Raw genomic sequence first — 15,747 nt, 5'->3', positions numbered from 1 at the left:
GAACCGCGATCCAGTGGGCACATTCTGGACAGAGTTGGTTTGAGAGTTTGCCATGCACGAGCGCCGTATTCCTGAATGGGTGCGCCACGCACCCGCCCCTTCGGTCCGCGACTTCGGAATTCTGGCCGGAAGCGAAGCCATAGTGCGCGGCATCCTCATCTCGGTCTTTCCGCTGGCGATGTATCGGGCGCTGGGGGACGCGTCCTCGGTGTCTTTCCTGTATTTCCTGGTTGGCATCATTTCGTTGCTGGTCGGGCTGATGGTGCCTTTCCTCATCCGCTTCATTCCACGCAGATGGGCGTATTCCGTGGGTTGTGTGATGTTCATCGGCAGCGCTTTGCTGGCGATAGAGGGCAGTCCGGAGGCCGTCGTCAGCGCGCTGGCTCTGAACACCGTGGCCACTGTTATCACTTTTGTTTGCTTCAATGCCTATGTGCTGGATTACATCAGCAAGATTGAACTTGGCCGTTGCGAGACCAGCCGCATGTTCTATAGCGCCCTTGGATGGACGGGCGGCCCGATGGCTGGTGTCCTGTTGATGGAGCTGTGGGCCCCTGCCCCGTTTGTCATCAGTGCTGTCGCGGCGTCGGCGATGCTGGCGCTTTTCTGGAGGATGCGTCTGGGCAACGGCAAGCTGATCACGAAGGCCCGTGGCCCCACCAAGAATCCGCTGGCCTTTCTGCCTCGGTTCTTTGCGCAACCCAGATTGGTTGCGGGATATCTGTTTGCGATGATCCGGTCCTGCGGTTGGTGGATTTATGTGGTTTACCTGCCCATTTTTGCCATAGAAAACGGGCTGGGCGAGCAGTTGGGCGGCATCCTGTTGTCATGCACGAATGCGATGCTGCTGGGCGCGCCGCTGATTCTGCGCTGGGTGCAGGCACGGTCGCTGAAAACCGCTGTGCGGACCGGATTTGCTGCCGCCGGGGGGTGTTTTGTTTTGGCGGGCATCGTCGCGGGCTGGCCAATCGCATCCGTTGTAGCGCTGGTTCTGGGGTCTGCCTGGTTGATCGTGCTGGATATCTGTGCCGGATTACCGTTCCTCATGGCGGTAAAACCGTCCGAACGCACCGAGATGTCGGCGATCTACTCCAGCTATCGCGATGTCTCGGGCATTCTGACACCCGGTGTCGCGTCGCTTGTCCTGTTGGTGACACCTGTCGCCGGAGTTTTCGCAGCCGGCGGCATGGCCCTTTTCAGCGCTTGGGCCGTCGCCGCGCGCCTGCACCCCCGGCTGGGAAGGCCAAGGCTGGCCTTGCAACCCGGAGCGCTGGTGGAACCGAGTTAAGCCTTGAGTCTGTACCCGGTACGCAGCATCAGCCACGTGATGACACCAACCACAAATGTCGCGAACGCACAGACTGCCATTCCCAGCCACGGAGAGCTGTCCGACACCCCGATCATGCCGTATCGCAAGCCATCGATCAGATAGAACACCGGATTCAGATGGGTCAGGCGGTTCAGGACAGGAGGCAGCGCCTCAACCGAGTAGAAGGTGCCCGACAGGAAGGCCAACGGAGTGACGATGAAGTTCGTAATCGCGGCCATCTGGTCAAACTTGTTCGCAAAGATACCGGCAAACAGGCCCAGCGCGCCCATGAATGCTCCGCCAAGAACCACAAATATCAGTGCGATCAAAGGGTGTTGAGGCGCGATCGAGAGCAAGACCAACAACGCAATTGAAATCACCAACGCAATCATTACGCCACGGGCAATGCCCCCCGCGAGATAGCCCAGCAGAATCTCAAGCGGCGATAGCGGAGGCATCAAAGTATCAACGATATTACCTTGCACTTTGGCGATCACCATCGAGGATGAAGTATTGGCAAAGGCGTTCTGGATCACTGTCATCATCATGATCCCAGGGGCCAGAAACAGGACAAACGGCACGCCCATGACATCGGGTCGGCTGGGTCCGATGGCGATGGTGAAGATCAGCAGAAACAGCCCCGCCGTGACCAATGGCGCCAGCACCGTCTGGGTCCAGACCGCCAGAAAGCGCAGGGTTTCGCGTTGCGCCAGCGTGTAAAGGCCCATCCAATTGACCGCTCCAAAGCGGCGCGCGGTCTGATCTGCGGGATTCTGCATGATTTGCCCTCAACCTGATTCGAAGACAGCTTGTAACTCGGGCTGCAGTGTTTAGAATAGGGGCCTGAGACGATTTCCCAAGGCGGCCCGAATCCGGGGCCGCTTTCCGCTTTTGAAAGGCTAACGATGTCCTGGACAGACGAGCGTGTAGAACTGCTGAAGAAGATGTGGGGCGAAGGCCAGTCGGCCAGCCAGATTGCCAAGGAACTGGGTGGCGTGACCCGCAATGCGGTGATCGGCAAGGTGCACCGCCTGGGCCTGTCCAACCGGGCAACAGGCGCATCCCCGGCCAAGGCGGAACCGAAAGAAAAACCGGCACCCGCCCCCAAGGCCGAGGCCAAGCCCAAACCCGCGCCCAAAACCGAACCGGCACGACCGGCCCCTGCCCCGACCGCTGAGGCGAAACCTGCCGTTCCGGCCCGCCGTCAGATCATCCCCGCAGGTCAGCCGCTGCCACCGCAGCCTTCGGCCAACGAAATCAGCCCCGAGGCGCTGGCCAAGGTCAATGAGGTCGAGAAAAAGGCCAAGAAGCTGACCCTGATGGAACTGACCGAGAAAACCTGCAAATGGCCCGTGGGCGACCCCGCCACCGAAGATTTCTGGTTCTGCGGCCTGCCGGTTGAGGCTGGCAAACCCTATTGCGAGGCGCATGTGGGCGTGGCCTTCCAGCCAATGAGTTCGCGCCGCGACCGACGTCGGTAAAGCTCATGCGCCAGGATCCGACAGCGTTGGAGGATGCCTGGCTTGCCCGGGCGAAACGCCTGCTGGCGCTGGCCGAAACCGGCCAGCATTTCACTAAGGATCCGTTCGACCGGGAACGCTATGACGAGATCGCAGCCATGGCCCGCGCCATGCTGGCAGATTTGGGTCAGGTTCCGATTTCGCGGATCGAAGGACTGGTTTCGAAACATGCGGGCGGCTATGCAACGCCCAGTATCGACATACGCGGCGCGGTGATCCGGGACGGCCGCATCCTGTTGGTGCGCGAGCGCAGTGACGGGCGCTGGGCAATGCCTGGCGGGTTTGCAGATATCGGCAGCTCACCGGCGGAGAACATCGAACGTGAGGTCTGGGAAGAAGCCGGCCTTCGGGTTCGGGCGCGACGCTTATATGCTTTGCGCCACCAGGCGCGGCACCCCTATCCGGCGGATGCACGGGACTTCTACAAGCTGTTCTTTTTATGTGACGAAATCAGCAAAAACGACCCACAGGCTGGCGTAGAAACCAGCGAGGCTGCCTTTTTCCAAATGGATGCACTGCCAGAATTGTCACTGGTACGGAATCTCAGGCGGGATGTATTGGAAGCGTTTGAAGCACTTTCCGCCGATCCCGGCGCAACCGCCTTCGACTAAACCTACTGCGCGGGGTGCGACGGCAGATTGGGCATCGCGACCCAACCGGGCAGCTCGTCGGGAGCGACAGAGACATGCAGACGTTCTGACTGATCCCGCCCCACCTTGCGGTGCTTGCGCAACAGAAAGATCTTTCCCCAGCCGCGCCATGTGCCGACCGACCGGGCGTGGGTATCTATGGGGAAGCGGTCGCGCCAGCCGTCGGGCAAGGGCAACCCATGCATTTCCGCTTTGTCCAGCATCCAGATCAGAGAGATGTTGCTGAGCGGCCGCGCCTCTTCATAGCCGTTCAACTGACCGCCTATATCGCCGTGGGTGCCGCGGAACCAGACTTGCTCGACATGCCCTCTGAACTCGGGCGTGCATTTCCAGAGAACCGGCTCGAACACCTCTCGCGTCTCATCCAGTGCCATGGCGTGATAGCCGTGGCGCGTCGCCGGACCTAGTTGGTGATTGTGAAATGCGTGGCGTTCCTCGGCCCAACGCCAGAGCAGCGGCAGGCGCAATCCCAGCGCCTTGACCGTATCCCAGACGCCGATCATCTCGATCTCGACGCCCTCATGGCAGAATTTGCGGCGGAAATCGCGGGCGGCGGTGCCGCTGGGGTTGCACTCATAGTGGCGGTAGGCCTGCAAAATGTTCCGCTCGGTTGCGTGTTCGGCCTTGAGCAGGCCAATCATGTCGATCACACCAGCCAGACTGCGTACGCCATAAGCACCCCGCGAATAGCCGATGAAAAAGATCCTGTCGCCCGGTTTGTAACGGGACGCCAGATAACCATAGGCGCGACGGATCTGTCGGTTGATGCCCCGACCCATCATCACGTCCAGCGAAGACTTCCAGCTTTCCCACTGTACGCCCGCCTCATAGAACACCGAAACCTTGCTGCCCATCTCGCAACACAGGCGCAGGGTCTGACCGGCGTGGGTTTCAAAACCCGGCTCCAGCTTGGACATGGTGCCATCCAGGATGATGACATGGCTGATCGGTTCGCGGTGCCGCGTCTCGGCAGAATGCTCGGACCGTAAAGGCCGCCCGAGCCATCCCAGAACCTTTCTACTCAGCCGCGACAGTTTCATGCGTCAGCAATTCCCATACTCTGTGAGGTGTGAAAGGCATGTCCGCCTGCCGCACCCCGTGATCCCAGAGCGCATCCTGAACCGCGTTTGCCACAGCAGCCAGCGCGCCCACAGTGCCGGCCTCGCCACATCCTTTCATTCCCATCGGGTTGGAGGTTGACGGAACCGGCGCCGAGGTAAACTCAATCATGGGTATGTCCGCCGCACGGGGCAAGGCGTAATCCATAAACGAAGCTGTGAGCAGTTGCCCATGTGCATCGTGCACAACATGTTCGGTCAGGGCCTGCCCAATGCCCTGCACCACCCCGCCATGTACCTGCCCCTCGGCCAGCATCGGATTGATTAGATTTCCAAAATCGTCAACAACGGTGTAGCAGTCGACCCACGTTTCGCCGGTGTAAGAATCGATAACGATTTCGGCAACATGCGCGCCGTTCGGATAGCTGCGCGCATCCAGATTGGCACGAGCTTCATGCTGTAACAGATCCATGCGCCCGTCGGCACGTGCCATCTCGGCAGCCTCGGTCAGGGTTGGCGTCAGGTTGGAACCCGGCGCGCGGAATGTCTCGTGGTCAAAACTCACATCACTTTCCTCGACCCCCATTTTATCGGCAAGATAAGGCGTGAATGCGGCGATCATCTTGTCAATCGTGACCAGTGTGGCGGTACTTTGCACAGTGACTGATCGCGAGCCGCCGGTTCCTCCGCCATGGGAAAGCCGGTCAGTATCACCTTGAACGACGGTGATCATGTCCGTGGGAATGCCCGTCTGATCCGACAGGAACTGGGCGTAGACCGTCTCATGCCCCTGCCCGTTCGATTGTGTGCCGACGTACAGATTCACGGTGCCATCCTCGCAAAACTCGACCTTAGAGTTTTCGGAAGGGTCCCCCAAAATGCTTTCGATATAGTAACAGAGGCCCTGTCCCCGGATCAGGCCGCGTTCGGCATCCGCGGACTTTCGGGCGGTGAAACCAGTGACCTGCTCAGCCGCTCGGCTGAGAACCATGTCGAAGTCGCCAACATCATAAGTCTCGCCGGTAGAGGAGGTGTAAGGAAAATCGCCGGGGCGGATGAAGTTCTTGCGCCGCAGCTCCCACGGGTCAACGCCAAGCTCGCGCGCTGCGCGGTCCATCGCGCGTTCCAGCACATAGATCGCCTCGGGCCGACCGGCCCCGCGGTAAGCGTCCACCTGCGTTGTGTTGGTGTAGAACCCTTCGACCCGCAGATACGTGGTTTGAACATCGTAGACGCCCATCAGCACCTTGCTGAACAGGCTGGTCTGAATCGCCTGCCCAAAATGGCTGTTATAAGCGCCGAGGTTGACCTTGCTGTGGACCCGGTAGGCGGTGATCTTGTGATCGGCGTCAAAGGCCAGCTCGGCCAGCGATGTCAGATCGCGGCCATGGTGATCGGACAGCATCGCCTCGGACCGGTCGGACATCCAGTGCACGGGCTGACCCAGTTTCATCGCGGCCACGGAAACGCAGAAATACTCTGGATAAGGCATCACCTTCATGCCGAACCCACCACCCACATCCGGAGTGGTGACGCGGATGTCATCGGCGTCGAGTTTCAGCTTTTGCGCCAGTTGCGCCTTCATCGCCCAGACGCCCTGCCCTCCATAGGAAAAGTGCAGACGCCCGTCTGACCAATCGGCCTGACAGCCACGCGGTTCCAGCGAGCTTATGATGACCCTATTGTCCCGCACATTCAGCGACACGGAATGGGCGGCGGCCTGAAAGGCAGCTTCGGTGGCCGCTTCATTCCCCAGCCCCCAATCAAATGCACGGTTATCGGGCGCTTCTGGGTGAAGGATTTCACCGCCCTTATCCACGTCCAGCTTGGCGGGACGCTCTTCGATGTCCATCCAGATCAATTCAACCGCGTCCTGCGCCTGGCTCAGTGTGTCGGCGACAACAACAGCCACCGGCTCGCCCACAAAGCGTACGCGATCCTTGGCCAACATGTGCCGATCGGGCGCTGCCGCCTTGGACCCATCGCGGTTCTGCAAGACGGCCGCGTTCAGAACCGTATCGATACCTGTTGCCGCCAGATCGTCCAGCATCATGATCAGCCGAACTCCGTCAGCAGCCCGCGCGGCCTCAAGATCCAGCGATGTGATGTTACCATGGCCGACCGGACTGCGGAAGAATGCCGCAAACAGAGCGTTCTCGGGCACCGCGTCATCCATGTAACGCCCCTGCCCGGTCAGGAACCGTTGATCCTCGGTTCGTTTGACGGGCTGGCTCTTGCCGAACTTTTCCATGGGGTACCCCTCCTGCGCGATCCTGGAGGCGAGCCTAGCCCGTGCCTCGGCGATGTCCAGCAGGGCTCACGGAAATTCGTTTGCGCCCGATGGATGTTCGGATAGCTTGCAAACATGAGCTGGACCCATGATACCGTTTTTACATTCTCCGCCCCGATGACCAGCGGACACACTGCCACCCATGACGTATATGTCGGCGGTGAAGGCCCCCCCATCCTGATATTGCAGGAGTTGCCCGGGATTGGACCCGAAACACTGGAGCTTGCCGCAAAGCTCAACGCGTCCGGCTTTCGCGTTTATCTGCCTCATTTGTTTGGGACCTTTGGAAAAATCGAGATGGCCAAGAACATGGCTCGACTGTTTTGCGTACGGCGTGAGTTCAATATTTTCGCCCGAGGCAAGCAGAGCCCCATCGCAGGCTGGATGCGTGCTTTGACCCGTGAAATCAAACAGCGCGAAAACAGCGCAGGCGTTGGTGTCATCGGCATGTGCCTGACTGGCAGCTTTGCCCTGACGCTTATGGCCGAAGACGCTGTTCTGGGCGGTGTGGCCAGCCAACCCGCCCTGCCGATCTTCGGTGGCAAGCACCTGCATATGAGCGCTCAGGATATTAGTTCCGCGTCGGCTGGCATGTCTGCAAAAGGCCCCGGTTTGGCGATGCGGTATTCCGAAGACAAGCTCGCACCGAAGAAACTGATGCAAGCGCTCGAGCAGGCATTCGGCGATCTGCTGGAAACGCTGGAATATCCGGGCAAGGACCATTCGTTGCTGACGCTGGATTTTCATGATCCGGCCTATCAACGCGTGGACGCCTATTTCAAAGCCCGCTTTGGCATGGCTTAGACGCACAGGGCCTTCCCCTTGGCGCGCGCATTCGCTATTGCAGGCGCTGACCCGAATTTGTTGACGCAGGACGCATCCCATGGCGATGGAAAAGACATTCAACGCGGCCGAGGCCGAGGCCCGCATCTATGAGGCCTGGGAACAGGCCGGAGCCTTCAAGGCAGGCGCGAACCGTTCGCGCGACGAAAGCTTTACCATCATGATCCCGCCGCCCAACGTGACCGGCGCGCTGCACGTGGGCCACGCGTTCAACAATACGCTGCAGGACATCCTGATCCGCTGGCATCGGATGCGGGGGTTCGATACCCTCTGGCAGCCGGGCCAAGACCACGCGGGTATCGCCACCCAGATGCAGGTCGAAAAGATGCTGGCCGCCACGCAGCAGCCCGGCCGGCGCGAACTGGGCCGCGAGAAATTCCTTGAGAAAGTCTGGGAATGGAAGGGCGAATACGGCGGCACGATCATCGAGCAGCTTAAGCGTCTGGGGTCCTCCTGCGACTGGTCGCGCAACGCGTTTACCATGGCCGGAGCGGCGGGCGATCCGCGCACGGGGCATGAGAACTCGGCCAATTTCCACGATGCCGTCATCAAGGTCTTCGTCGACATGTACGAAAAGGGCCTGATCTATCGCGGCAAGCGGCTGGTAAACTGGGATCCGCATTTCGAAACCGCGATCTCGGACCTTGAGGTCGAGAACATCGAAGTCGCAGGCCACATGTGGCACTTCAAATACCCGCTGGCCGGTGGCGAGACCTATACCTATGTCGAGAAGGATGAGGACGGGAACATCGTGCTAGAAGAAGAGCGCGACTATATCTCGATTGCCACGACCCGCCCCGAAACCATGCTGGGCGATGGCGCGGTTGCGGTACATCCCTCGGATGAGCGGTATGCGCCAATCGTCGGCAAACTGTGCGAAATCCCGGTTGGCCCGAAAGAGCATCGCCGTCAGATTCCGATCATCACCGATGACTATCCTGACCCCGATTTCGGCTCGGGCGCGGTGAAGATCACCGGCGCGCATGACTTCAACGACAACATGGTCGCCAAGCGCGGCGGCATTCCGATGTACCGCCTGATGGACACCAAAGGCGCGATGCGGGCCGATGGCGCGCCTTACGCCGAAGAGGCGGGCAAGGCGCAGGAATATGCACGCGGGCGTGAATTCACCGAGAACGAGATCGACGCGATCAACTTGGTCCCCGATCACCTCCGCGGACTGGATCGTTTTGAGGCACGGGCGAAGGTCGTCGAAGAAATCACCGCTGACGGTCTGGCCGTGATGATCCCCGCAGATCAAGCTGTTTGGGTGTGTGCAAGAAAAATGGAAGAAGGCGAGTCGCCTGACACGCTCGTGCCCTGCGTGGAAAACAAACCGATCATGCAGCCCTTCGGCGACCGCTCAAAGGTCGTGATCGAACCGATGTTCACCGACCAGTGGTTCGTCGACGCCGCCAAGGTCGTTGGCCCTGCGCTGGACGCGGTCAAGGATGGCACGGTCAAGATCATCCCCGAGTCGGGCGAGAAGACCTATTACCACTGGCTGGAAAACATCGAGCCCTGGTGCATCTCGCGCCAGCTCTGGTGGGGACATCAGATTCCGGTTTGGTATGGCCTCGACCTGTCCGCCGAAAGTTTCATTGACGACGAGAATGACGGCAACTTAGATCTAGTCGAGATGGGTCGCTTGCTGAACGAAGGCGGCATGTTGCATCGTGGCAATGTCATGGAGTGTGCACCCAGCCTTGAGGCGGTGACCGAGAAATTCCTGGATGACAATGCCAACATCCCCAGCCCGCTGAGCCACGCGACCGTTATTGAAGTTGCCGACAAGCAGGAGGCGATCCATCAGTTCGCCGAAAGCCTGGCTCAGTACGCGATTGAGCAAGATCCGACCAAGCTGGTCTATCCGGTTTGGCGTGATCCCGACGTCCTCGACACCTGGTTCTCGTCCGGCCTCTGGCCCATCGGCACGCTGGGCTGGCCCGAGCAGACCGAGGAACTGGAGCGCTATTTTCCGACAGATGTGCTGATCACCGGTTTCGACATTCTGTTCTTCTGGGTCGCCCGGATGATGATGATGCAGCTGGCCGTGGTCGATCAGATTCCGTTCCACACCGTCTACCTGCATCAGCTCGTCCGTGACGAGAAGGGTAAGAAGATGTCCAAAACCACCGGCAACGTCATTGACCCGCTGGAAATCGTGGACGAATTCGGTGCTGACGCGCTGCGCTTTACCAACGCCTCGATGGCGGCCATTGGCGGCGTGCTGAAACTGTCCCGCGAACGCATCACCGGCTATCGCAACTTCGGCACCAAGCTGTGGAACGCCGTCCGCTTTGCCGAGATGAACGAAGTCTTCACCGACGCCGTCCCGCAACTGGATGTGGCCGACCTGAAGCCCAAGGCGGCCGTGAACCGCTGGATCATCGGCGAAACCGCCCGCGTACGGGAAGAGGTCGACGCTGCACTGGAAAGTTATCGCTTCAACGATGCGGCGAACGGGCTTTATGCCTTCGTCTGGGGCAAGGTCTGCGACTGGTATGTGGAGCTCTCCAAGCCACTGCTTCAGGGCGAAGATGCCGAAGCACAGGCCGAGACCCGCGCCACCATGCGCTGGGTTCTGGATCAGTGCATGGTCCTGCTGCACCCGATCATGCCCTTCATCACCGAAGAGTTGTGGGGTCTGACTGGCAACCGTGCCAAGATGATCGTCCACGCCGACTGGCCGACCTACGCAGCCACCGATCTGATCGACCCGGACGCGGATCGTGAGATGAACTGGGTGATCTCGGTGATCGAAAACACCCGTTCGGCCCGTGCTCAGATGCGGGTGCCTGCTGGCCTCTACGTGCCGATGCTGGTGACCGAGATCGATGCGAATGGCCAAGCTGCCTGGGACCGCAACGAAGCGCTGATAAAGCGTCTTGCACGGATCGACAGCCTGACTAAGGCGGACGAACTACCCAAGGGCACCATTTCGATTGCAGCCCCCGGCGCATCGTTTGGCCTGCCGCTGGCGGATATCATCGACATTGGTGCCGAAAAGGAGCGTTTGGAGAAAGCCAAGAGCAAGCTGGCCAAGGAACTCGGCGGGCTGCGCGGGCGACTGAACAACCCCAAATTCGTGGCTTCGGCCCCGGAAGAGGTTGTTGCAGAGGCCCAGGCCAACCTTGCTGCACGTGAAGAAGAAGAGGCGAAACTGAACGAAGCCCTCGCCCGGCTGGCTGAAATCGCCTGATCTTAATCTTTTCACAAATACTCAGAACCAAACCCCTCGGTCGCAACTGACGGAGGGGTTTTTCTTTGCGCTCAGTACTTTCCCCCTTGTTCGGGCCGCCCCGCACTTGTTAGCACTTCTGCGGAACAATCCTCTGAGGCCCTGATGGTGCGACATTTCCCTCCGATGCAGACCGTCTCAACTGGGTTGGTTGTAGCTATAGTCGGATTCTTCAGCTCGTTCCCCATCGTCCTTCAGGGGCTGGGTGCGATGGCTGCGTCCCCGGCGCAGGCTGCGTCGGGCCTGATGAGCGCGGCAATCGCGATGGGGCTTGCGGCCATCGCTCTAAGTCTTTGGTACAAGATGCCAATCAGCGTGGCGTGGTCGACCCCAGGGGTTGCGTTGCTGGCCGTTTCCACCGCCCCGGCCGAAGGCTTCTCCGGCGCAATAGGAGCGTTTCTGTGCGCCGGGGCACTGACTGTTCTGGCCGGGCTGTGGAAACCGCTGGGACGGCTGGCAGCTGCAATCCCGACAACACTGGCGCAAGCTATGCTGGCGGGTGTTCTCTTGCCGCTTTGCCTCGTGCCGTTCAAGGCAGCGGTGGAGATACCATGGCAAGCACTGCCTGTGATCCTGACATGGTTCCTTGCCGGGCGGGTCAACCGTTTGTTCGCTGTCCCGGCCGCAGTGGTTGCGGCAGCCATTGTTGTGTCGCTGAACGCTGGCGACGCGCAACTGATGCCGAATCGTCTGATTGCGGCCCCGGTCTGGACGATGCCCTCCTTCTCGGTCGCGTCGGCCTTCGGAATCGGCGTACCGCTGTTCATCGTCACCATGGCGACGCAGAATATTCCCGGTGTCGCGGTCATGCGCAGCTATGGGTTCGCCCCGGTTCCCGGCAAACTGTTTTCGTCTGTCGGCGGCGCGAGCCTTCTGTCCGCCTCGTTCGGAGCGCCCGCGATCTGCCTGGCCGCCATCACCGCCGCGATGTGTTCGAACGAGGATAGCCACCCCGATCCAACGCAACGCTACTGGTCGGCGATCATGGGCGGCGTGTTCTACTGCCTCTTCGGCATCTTTGCCGTGGCGATCACCAGCTTTGCCTCCCTTGCCAACCCTCTGCTGATGGGCACTCTGGCGGGGGTTGCCCTGATCGGGGTATTGGCCAACGCGATTTACGCCGCGCTGGATGTCCCAGCCGAGCGGGAGGCTGCCATTTTGACGCTGGCCATCACCGCCTCTGGCATCACGGTTTTTGGTTTGGGGGCTGCGGTCTGGGGGCTTCTGGCTGGAGGTATCGCCTATCTGGTGACAAACCGAGCGCGGTGATCCCTTTCATCAGAACACTACAGGCGGTATGATACGCGCATGTTTGGAGCCTTGGGAAAACTGGTCGAACGCCAGATCAAAAAAGCGCAGGCCGAGGGTCAGTTGCAGGGTTTGGACGGCGAAGGCCAACCATTGCCCGACCGATCCTCAGAGGCCATGAGTGATCCGGCCATCGCCGCCGGTCACCGGATCATGGCACAGGCTGGTGTTTTGCCAGAGGAGTTCGACATCAAAAAGCAGCTCGACACGGAGCGGCAGAATTATGCAGCTTTGACCGGCCCAGTCGAGCGCAAGGCGGCAATGGCGCGGATTGCCGATCTGGAGATGCGCTACAACATGGCCCGCGATGCGCGGCGGGCCTTTATGCGGTGATCATTTGAAGTCGGGCTTGCGGCCCTGCATCTGCGCCATAACCACTTCCATCTGATCAGGCTTTCCAATCAGTTCCACTTGTTCAGCGGATTCCGCCATCAAAACGTCGGCCCGCGCCTGAGTTTCGGCAACTTCGATCAGGCGTTTGGCAGCGCGGATGGCCGAGGGGCTTTGGCCAGCGATACTCTCGGCAATCGCCAGAGCTTCGGTCAGCGGATCATCGGACAGTTGCGTAACAAGGCCCCAATCGGCTGCCTGCGATGCACCGATGGGGCGGGCTGTGTAGGTCAGCAGGCGCAGCACATCCGAACGAACAAGTCGGGGCAACAGAACCATGCCGCCCATGTCTGGGATGATGCCCCATTTCATCTCCATCACGGCCAATTTCGCTTCGGGGTGCGCGATACGAATATCCGCGCCCAGCGCGATCTGCAGGCCACCACCATAGGCCACGCCCTGAATGGCGCAGATCACCGGTACTGGGACACGACGCCAAATCAGGGCCAGTTCCTGCATCTCGTTGGCGTCCTCATGGCTGCGGGTCATCAGCCATTCGGTTGGGTCCATATGCGCCATCTTTGCAAAGCTTGCCATGTCGAGCCCGGCGCAAAAGCTCTTGCCCTCACCGGACAAAACCACGGCGCGGGCATCCGAGGCGGCGACCTCCTGTCCGGCGGACAGCAGCGCCTTGATCATCGCGTCATCCAGCGCGTTCATCTTATCGCCGCGGGTCAAAGTGACATGGGCAACGTGATCTTGGTAGGTGACGGATACGCGTGACATGGGGGACCTCCCGAAATTCTATTGCGGCAACCATGCCCGGACGGGCTGCGGAATACCACTGCGACGTCAGGGCATATCGCTGATGGGCATCCGTCCGAACCAAGGAGAGTCGAGGGTCATGACATAGAACTTGTCGCCTGCGATCTTGCCCCCGGTCGTGATTCCCAGGCGACCTTGCGGGTCCTGTAACGTACGCAGGATTGTACCCTCGCCATCGAACTGCACCATCATGCCACGATGGATTGGCGCCGGGCGCACTGCCGGACCCAACCTCCAGATCACCTTGCGCAGGAACGGGTATGGCATCAGCGCCTCGGATGGCACGCGGGGGCTGGCGAAAGCCATCCAATAGGTGCCGTCACCCTGAGCCTCAAGGTTGTCAGGATAGCCGGGCAGGTTTTCCAGCAAGATTTCTCGCTGGCCCGCTTTTGGTCCGGTCAGCCACAGCTTGTGCACACGCGCGCGACCTGTCTCCGCGATCAGCAGAAAATCTTCATCAGGTGAAAGGGCGACGCCGTTGGTATAAACAAATCCCTCGGCGATCTTCTCGGTGCGGCCGTCGGGCGTGTGACGGGCGACATAGCCTGTATCGGACTGTTCCCAAATGGTCAGGACCGAGGTCGGCTTGGTCCCGCCCATGGTTTCAGGGTCGAACCTGTCAGAGGAGTTCGAGAAATAGATCGTGCCATCCTGCGCTACGTCCAGCTGGTTGGCATAGATCACCGGCGCACCGTTGATGTCAGCCACCACGGTTTCCAGCGAACCCGGACCAGACCAACGCATCACACCCCGAAAGCTGTCAGCGATGTAAAGCGCGCCATCTGACCCGGCCTTGAGCCCCAGAGGACGTCCACCAAGTTCGTCGACTTCAATCGGTTCCGCCCCGTCGATGCGGTAGAGGATGCCTGACAGGCTGGTTGTGTAGACTGTTCCATCAGGCATCACCGCGATGTCTTCAGGGCCAATCTCTTCCCCCGGCAGTTGGATCAACTGCGCTGCGTCCAGCGCCGTGTTTTCAACGAAATCCCCAGTGAACCCGCTATCGTCCGACATCTCAACAGCAACAGGCTCAACGGGAACGGGCCAGAATAGAAGATAGGCTAGGCCCAGGAGAATAGCGGCAAAGAGAATGCGCATCTGCGCTCCTTTTTCAAATGTCTTTTCCAGCGCACCCAAGCGTGGTGTGCGCTTGCTCAATGAATGGGCTTGAGGTTATCTGCGGACATGACAGGACCTCGATACACCCCGCTTGCCCAATCCCTGCCCGCCACCGTGCCCTTTGTGGGCCCCGAAACGCAAGAGCGGCAGCGCGGTGCGCCGTTTGGTGCGCGTCTGGGTGCGAATGAAAGCGTGTTTGGCCCCTCGTCCCGCGCGATCGAGGCCATGTCGCAGGCTGCCTCTGAAATCTGGATGTATGGCGATCCCGAAAATCATGACTTGCGCAAAGCTCTGGCAGATCATCATGGGGTGACGCCAGAAAATATCGTTGTGGGCGAAGGGATTGACGGGCTTCTAGGGTATCTGGTGCGCCTGATCGTCGGCCCCGGAGATGCAGTTGTAACATCGGACGGGGCCTATCCGACCTTCAACTATCACGTGGCCGGGTTCGGCGGCGTTCTTCACAAGATACCGTATTCAGGCGATCACGAAGACCCCTCGGCCCTGTTTGCCAAGTCTGCCGAGGTTGACGCCAAGCTGGTCTATCTGGCCAATCCCGACAATCCAATGGGCAGTTGGCATTCCGGCGCCGATATCGTAGCCGCGATGGACGCCTTGCCCGATGGCTGCCTGCTGGTTTTGGATGAAGCTTACGTGGAATGCGCGCCAGAGGGAACGGCCGCACCTGTCAGTGTAGAGGATCCGCGTGTGATCCGGATGCGGACCTTCTCGAAGGTCTATGGCATGGCGGGTGCGCGGGTTGGGTATGCCATGGGCACGTCGGATCTGATCGCTGCCTTCAACAAGGTACGCAATCATTTCGGCATGAACCGCGCAGCGCAGGCCGGGGCTTTGGCGGCTCTAAAGGATGGCGCGTGGCTGGAACACATTCAGGCGCAGATCGCAGAGGCGCGGGAGCGGATCGGGGCGATTGCCCGCGCCAACGGATTGGAACCTCTGCCTTCGGCCACCAACTTCGTGGCGATTGATTGCGGGCGCGACGGCGATTTTGCCAAAGCCGTACTGGATGCGCTGGTCGCGCAAGGGATTTTTGTTCGGATGCCGTTTGCGGCGCCGCAGAACAGGTGCATTCGCGTAAGCTGCGGCGAGGTGTCTGATATGGATGCCTTTGCAACCGCTTTGCCCAAGGCACTTGCAGAGGCGCGGGCAAAGACAGGCTGATTTATCACTTTGGGTCCGGGCGTCAGAGGGGGGCTGTCTGCCCCCCCCTTGCGCCACACCGCGATTCCCTCC

Annotated in this window: 13 protein-coding genes; 8 read left to right on the top strand and 5 right to left on the bottom strand. The window is 60.1% G+C overall.

Features of this window, described 5'->3' with window-relative positions:
- Positions 1 to 52 precede the first annotated feature (52 nt).
- The gene (locus ACR0K5_RS20125; protein WP_480631326.1) at positions 53 to 1,288 is read left to right on the top strand and encodes an MFS transporter; all 1,236 of its coding nucleotides are present in this window, start codon (positions 53 to 55) and stop codon (positions 1,286 to 1,288) included.
- On the opposite strand, the gene ACR0K5_RS20120 is transcribed toward ACR0K5_RS20125, so the two are convergent.
- Complete coding sequence (locus tag ACR0K5_RS20120; protein ID WP_480631325.1) at positions 1,285 to 2,088, bottom strand: ABC transporter permease; 804 nt, start codon at positions 2,086 to 2,088, stop codon at positions 1,285 to 1,287. The two genes, ACR0K5_RS20125 and ACR0K5_RS20120, sit on opposite strands and share 4 nt — an antisense overlap.
- A gap of 126 nt (positions 2,089 to 2,214) precedes the next feature.
- Between ACR0K5_RS20120 and ACR0K5_RS20115 the strand changes: the two genes are divergently transcribed.
- Together ACR0K5_RS20115 and ACR0K5_RS20110 are read left to right on the top strand one after the other, a co-directional pair.
- Complete coding sequence (locus ACR0K5_RS20115) at positions 2,215 to 2,790, top strand: GcrA family cell cycle regulator (protein ID WP_480631324.1); 576 nt, start codon at positions 2,215 to 2,217, stop codon at positions 2,788 to 2,790.
- Between the two features lie 5 nt (positions 2,791 to 2,795).
- Positions 2,796 to 3,440 carry an NUDIX hydrolase gene (locus tag ACR0K5_RS20110; RefSeq protein WP_480631323.1) on the top strand — a complete coding sequence of 215 codons (645 nt, stop codon included), beginning with the start codon at positions 2,796 to 2,798 and terminating at the stop codon, positions 3,438 to 3,440.
- Between the two features lie 2 nt (positions 3,441 to 3,442).
- Here the strand turns inward: ACR0K5_RS20110 and ACR0K5_RS20105 are convergent, their stop codons facing one another.
- Both ACR0K5_RS20105 and ACR0K5_RS20100 read right to left on the bottom strand, forming a co-directional pair.
- The gene (locus ACR0K5_RS20105) at positions 3,443 to 4,519 is read right to left on the bottom strand and encodes a DUF2235 domain-containing protein (RefSeq protein ID WP_480631322.1); all 1,077 of its coding nucleotides are present in this window, start codon (positions 4,517 to 4,519) and stop codon (positions 3,443 to 3,445) included.
- A complete protein-coding gene (locus ACR0K5_RS20100; protein ID WP_480631321.1) occupies positions 4,497 to 6,788 on the bottom strand; it encodes a xanthine dehydrogenase family protein molybdopterin-binding subunit in 2,292 nt (763 codons plus the stop codon). The genes ACR0K5_RS20105 and ACR0K5_RS20100 overlap by 23 nt, the downstream gene beginning before the upstream one ends.
- A 114-nt stretch (positions 6,789 to 6,902) precedes the next feature.
- On the opposite strand from ACR0K5_RS20100, the gene ACR0K5_RS20095 reads away from it, so the two are divergent.
- The 4 genes from ACR0K5_RS20095 to ACR0K5_RS20080 all read left to right on the top strand — a co-directional run bounded on the left by ACR0K5_RS20095 (position 6,903) and on the right by ACR0K5_RS20080 (position 12,552).
- A complete protein-coding gene (locus tag ACR0K5_RS20095) occupies positions 6,903 to 7,631 on the top strand; it encodes a dienelactone hydrolase family protein (protein WP_480631320.1) in 729 nt (242 codons plus the stop codon).
- Positions 7,632 to 7,710: 79 nt separating this feature from the next.
- On the top strand, positions 7,711 to 10,872 hold the full coding sequence (locus ACR0K5_RS20090) for a valine--tRNA ligase (RefSeq protein ID WP_480631319.1): 3,162 nt from the start codon (positions 7,711 to 7,713) through the stop codon (positions 10,870 to 10,872).
- 144 nt (positions 10,873 to 11,016) lie between these two features.
- A complete protein-coding gene (locus ACR0K5_RS20085) occupies positions 11,017 to 12,180 on the top strand; it encodes a benzoate/H(+) symporter BenE family transporter (protein ID WP_480631318.1) in 1,164 nt (387 codons plus the stop codon).
- A gap of 39 nt (positions 12,181 to 12,219) precedes the next feature.
- The gene (locus ACR0K5_RS20080) at positions 12,220 to 12,552 is read left to right on the top strand and encodes a DnaJ family domain-containing protein (protein WP_480631317.1); all 333 of its coding nucleotides are present in this window, start codon (positions 12,220 to 12,222) and stop codon (positions 12,550 to 12,552) included.
- Here the strand turns inward: ACR0K5_RS20080 and ACR0K5_RS20075 are convergent, their stop codons facing one another.
- Positions 12,553 to 13,335 (bottom strand): crotonase/enoyl-CoA hydratase family protein, encoded by a 783-nt coding sequence (locus tag ACR0K5_RS20075; protein WP_480631316.1) that lies wholly within the window; start codon positions 13,333 to 13,335, stop codon positions 12,553 to 12,555.
- Positions 13,336 to 13,401: 66 nt separating this feature from the next.
- A complete protein-coding gene (locus ACR0K5_RS20070) occupies positions 13,402 to 14,532 on the bottom strand; it encodes an SMP-30/gluconolactonase/LRE family protein (RefSeq protein ID WP_480631315.1) in 1,131 nt (376 codons plus the stop codon).
- 27 nt (positions 14,533 to 14,559) lie between these two features.
- Here ACR0K5_RS20070 and ACR0K5_RS20065 point away from each other — a divergent pair, with 27 nt between their 5' ends.
- Complete coding sequence (locus ACR0K5_RS20065; RefSeq protein WP_480631314.1) at positions 14,560 to 15,675, top strand: pyridoxal phosphate-dependent aminotransferase; 1,116 nt, start codon at positions 14,560 to 14,562, stop codon at positions 15,673 to 15,675.
- The last annotated feature ends 72 nt before the right edge of the window (positions 15,676 to 15,747 follow it).

The sequence above is a fragment of the Ruegeria sp. AB9 genome (assembly GCF_056542585.1).
This window is presented reverse-complemented; position numbering and strand designations above follow the sequence as displayed.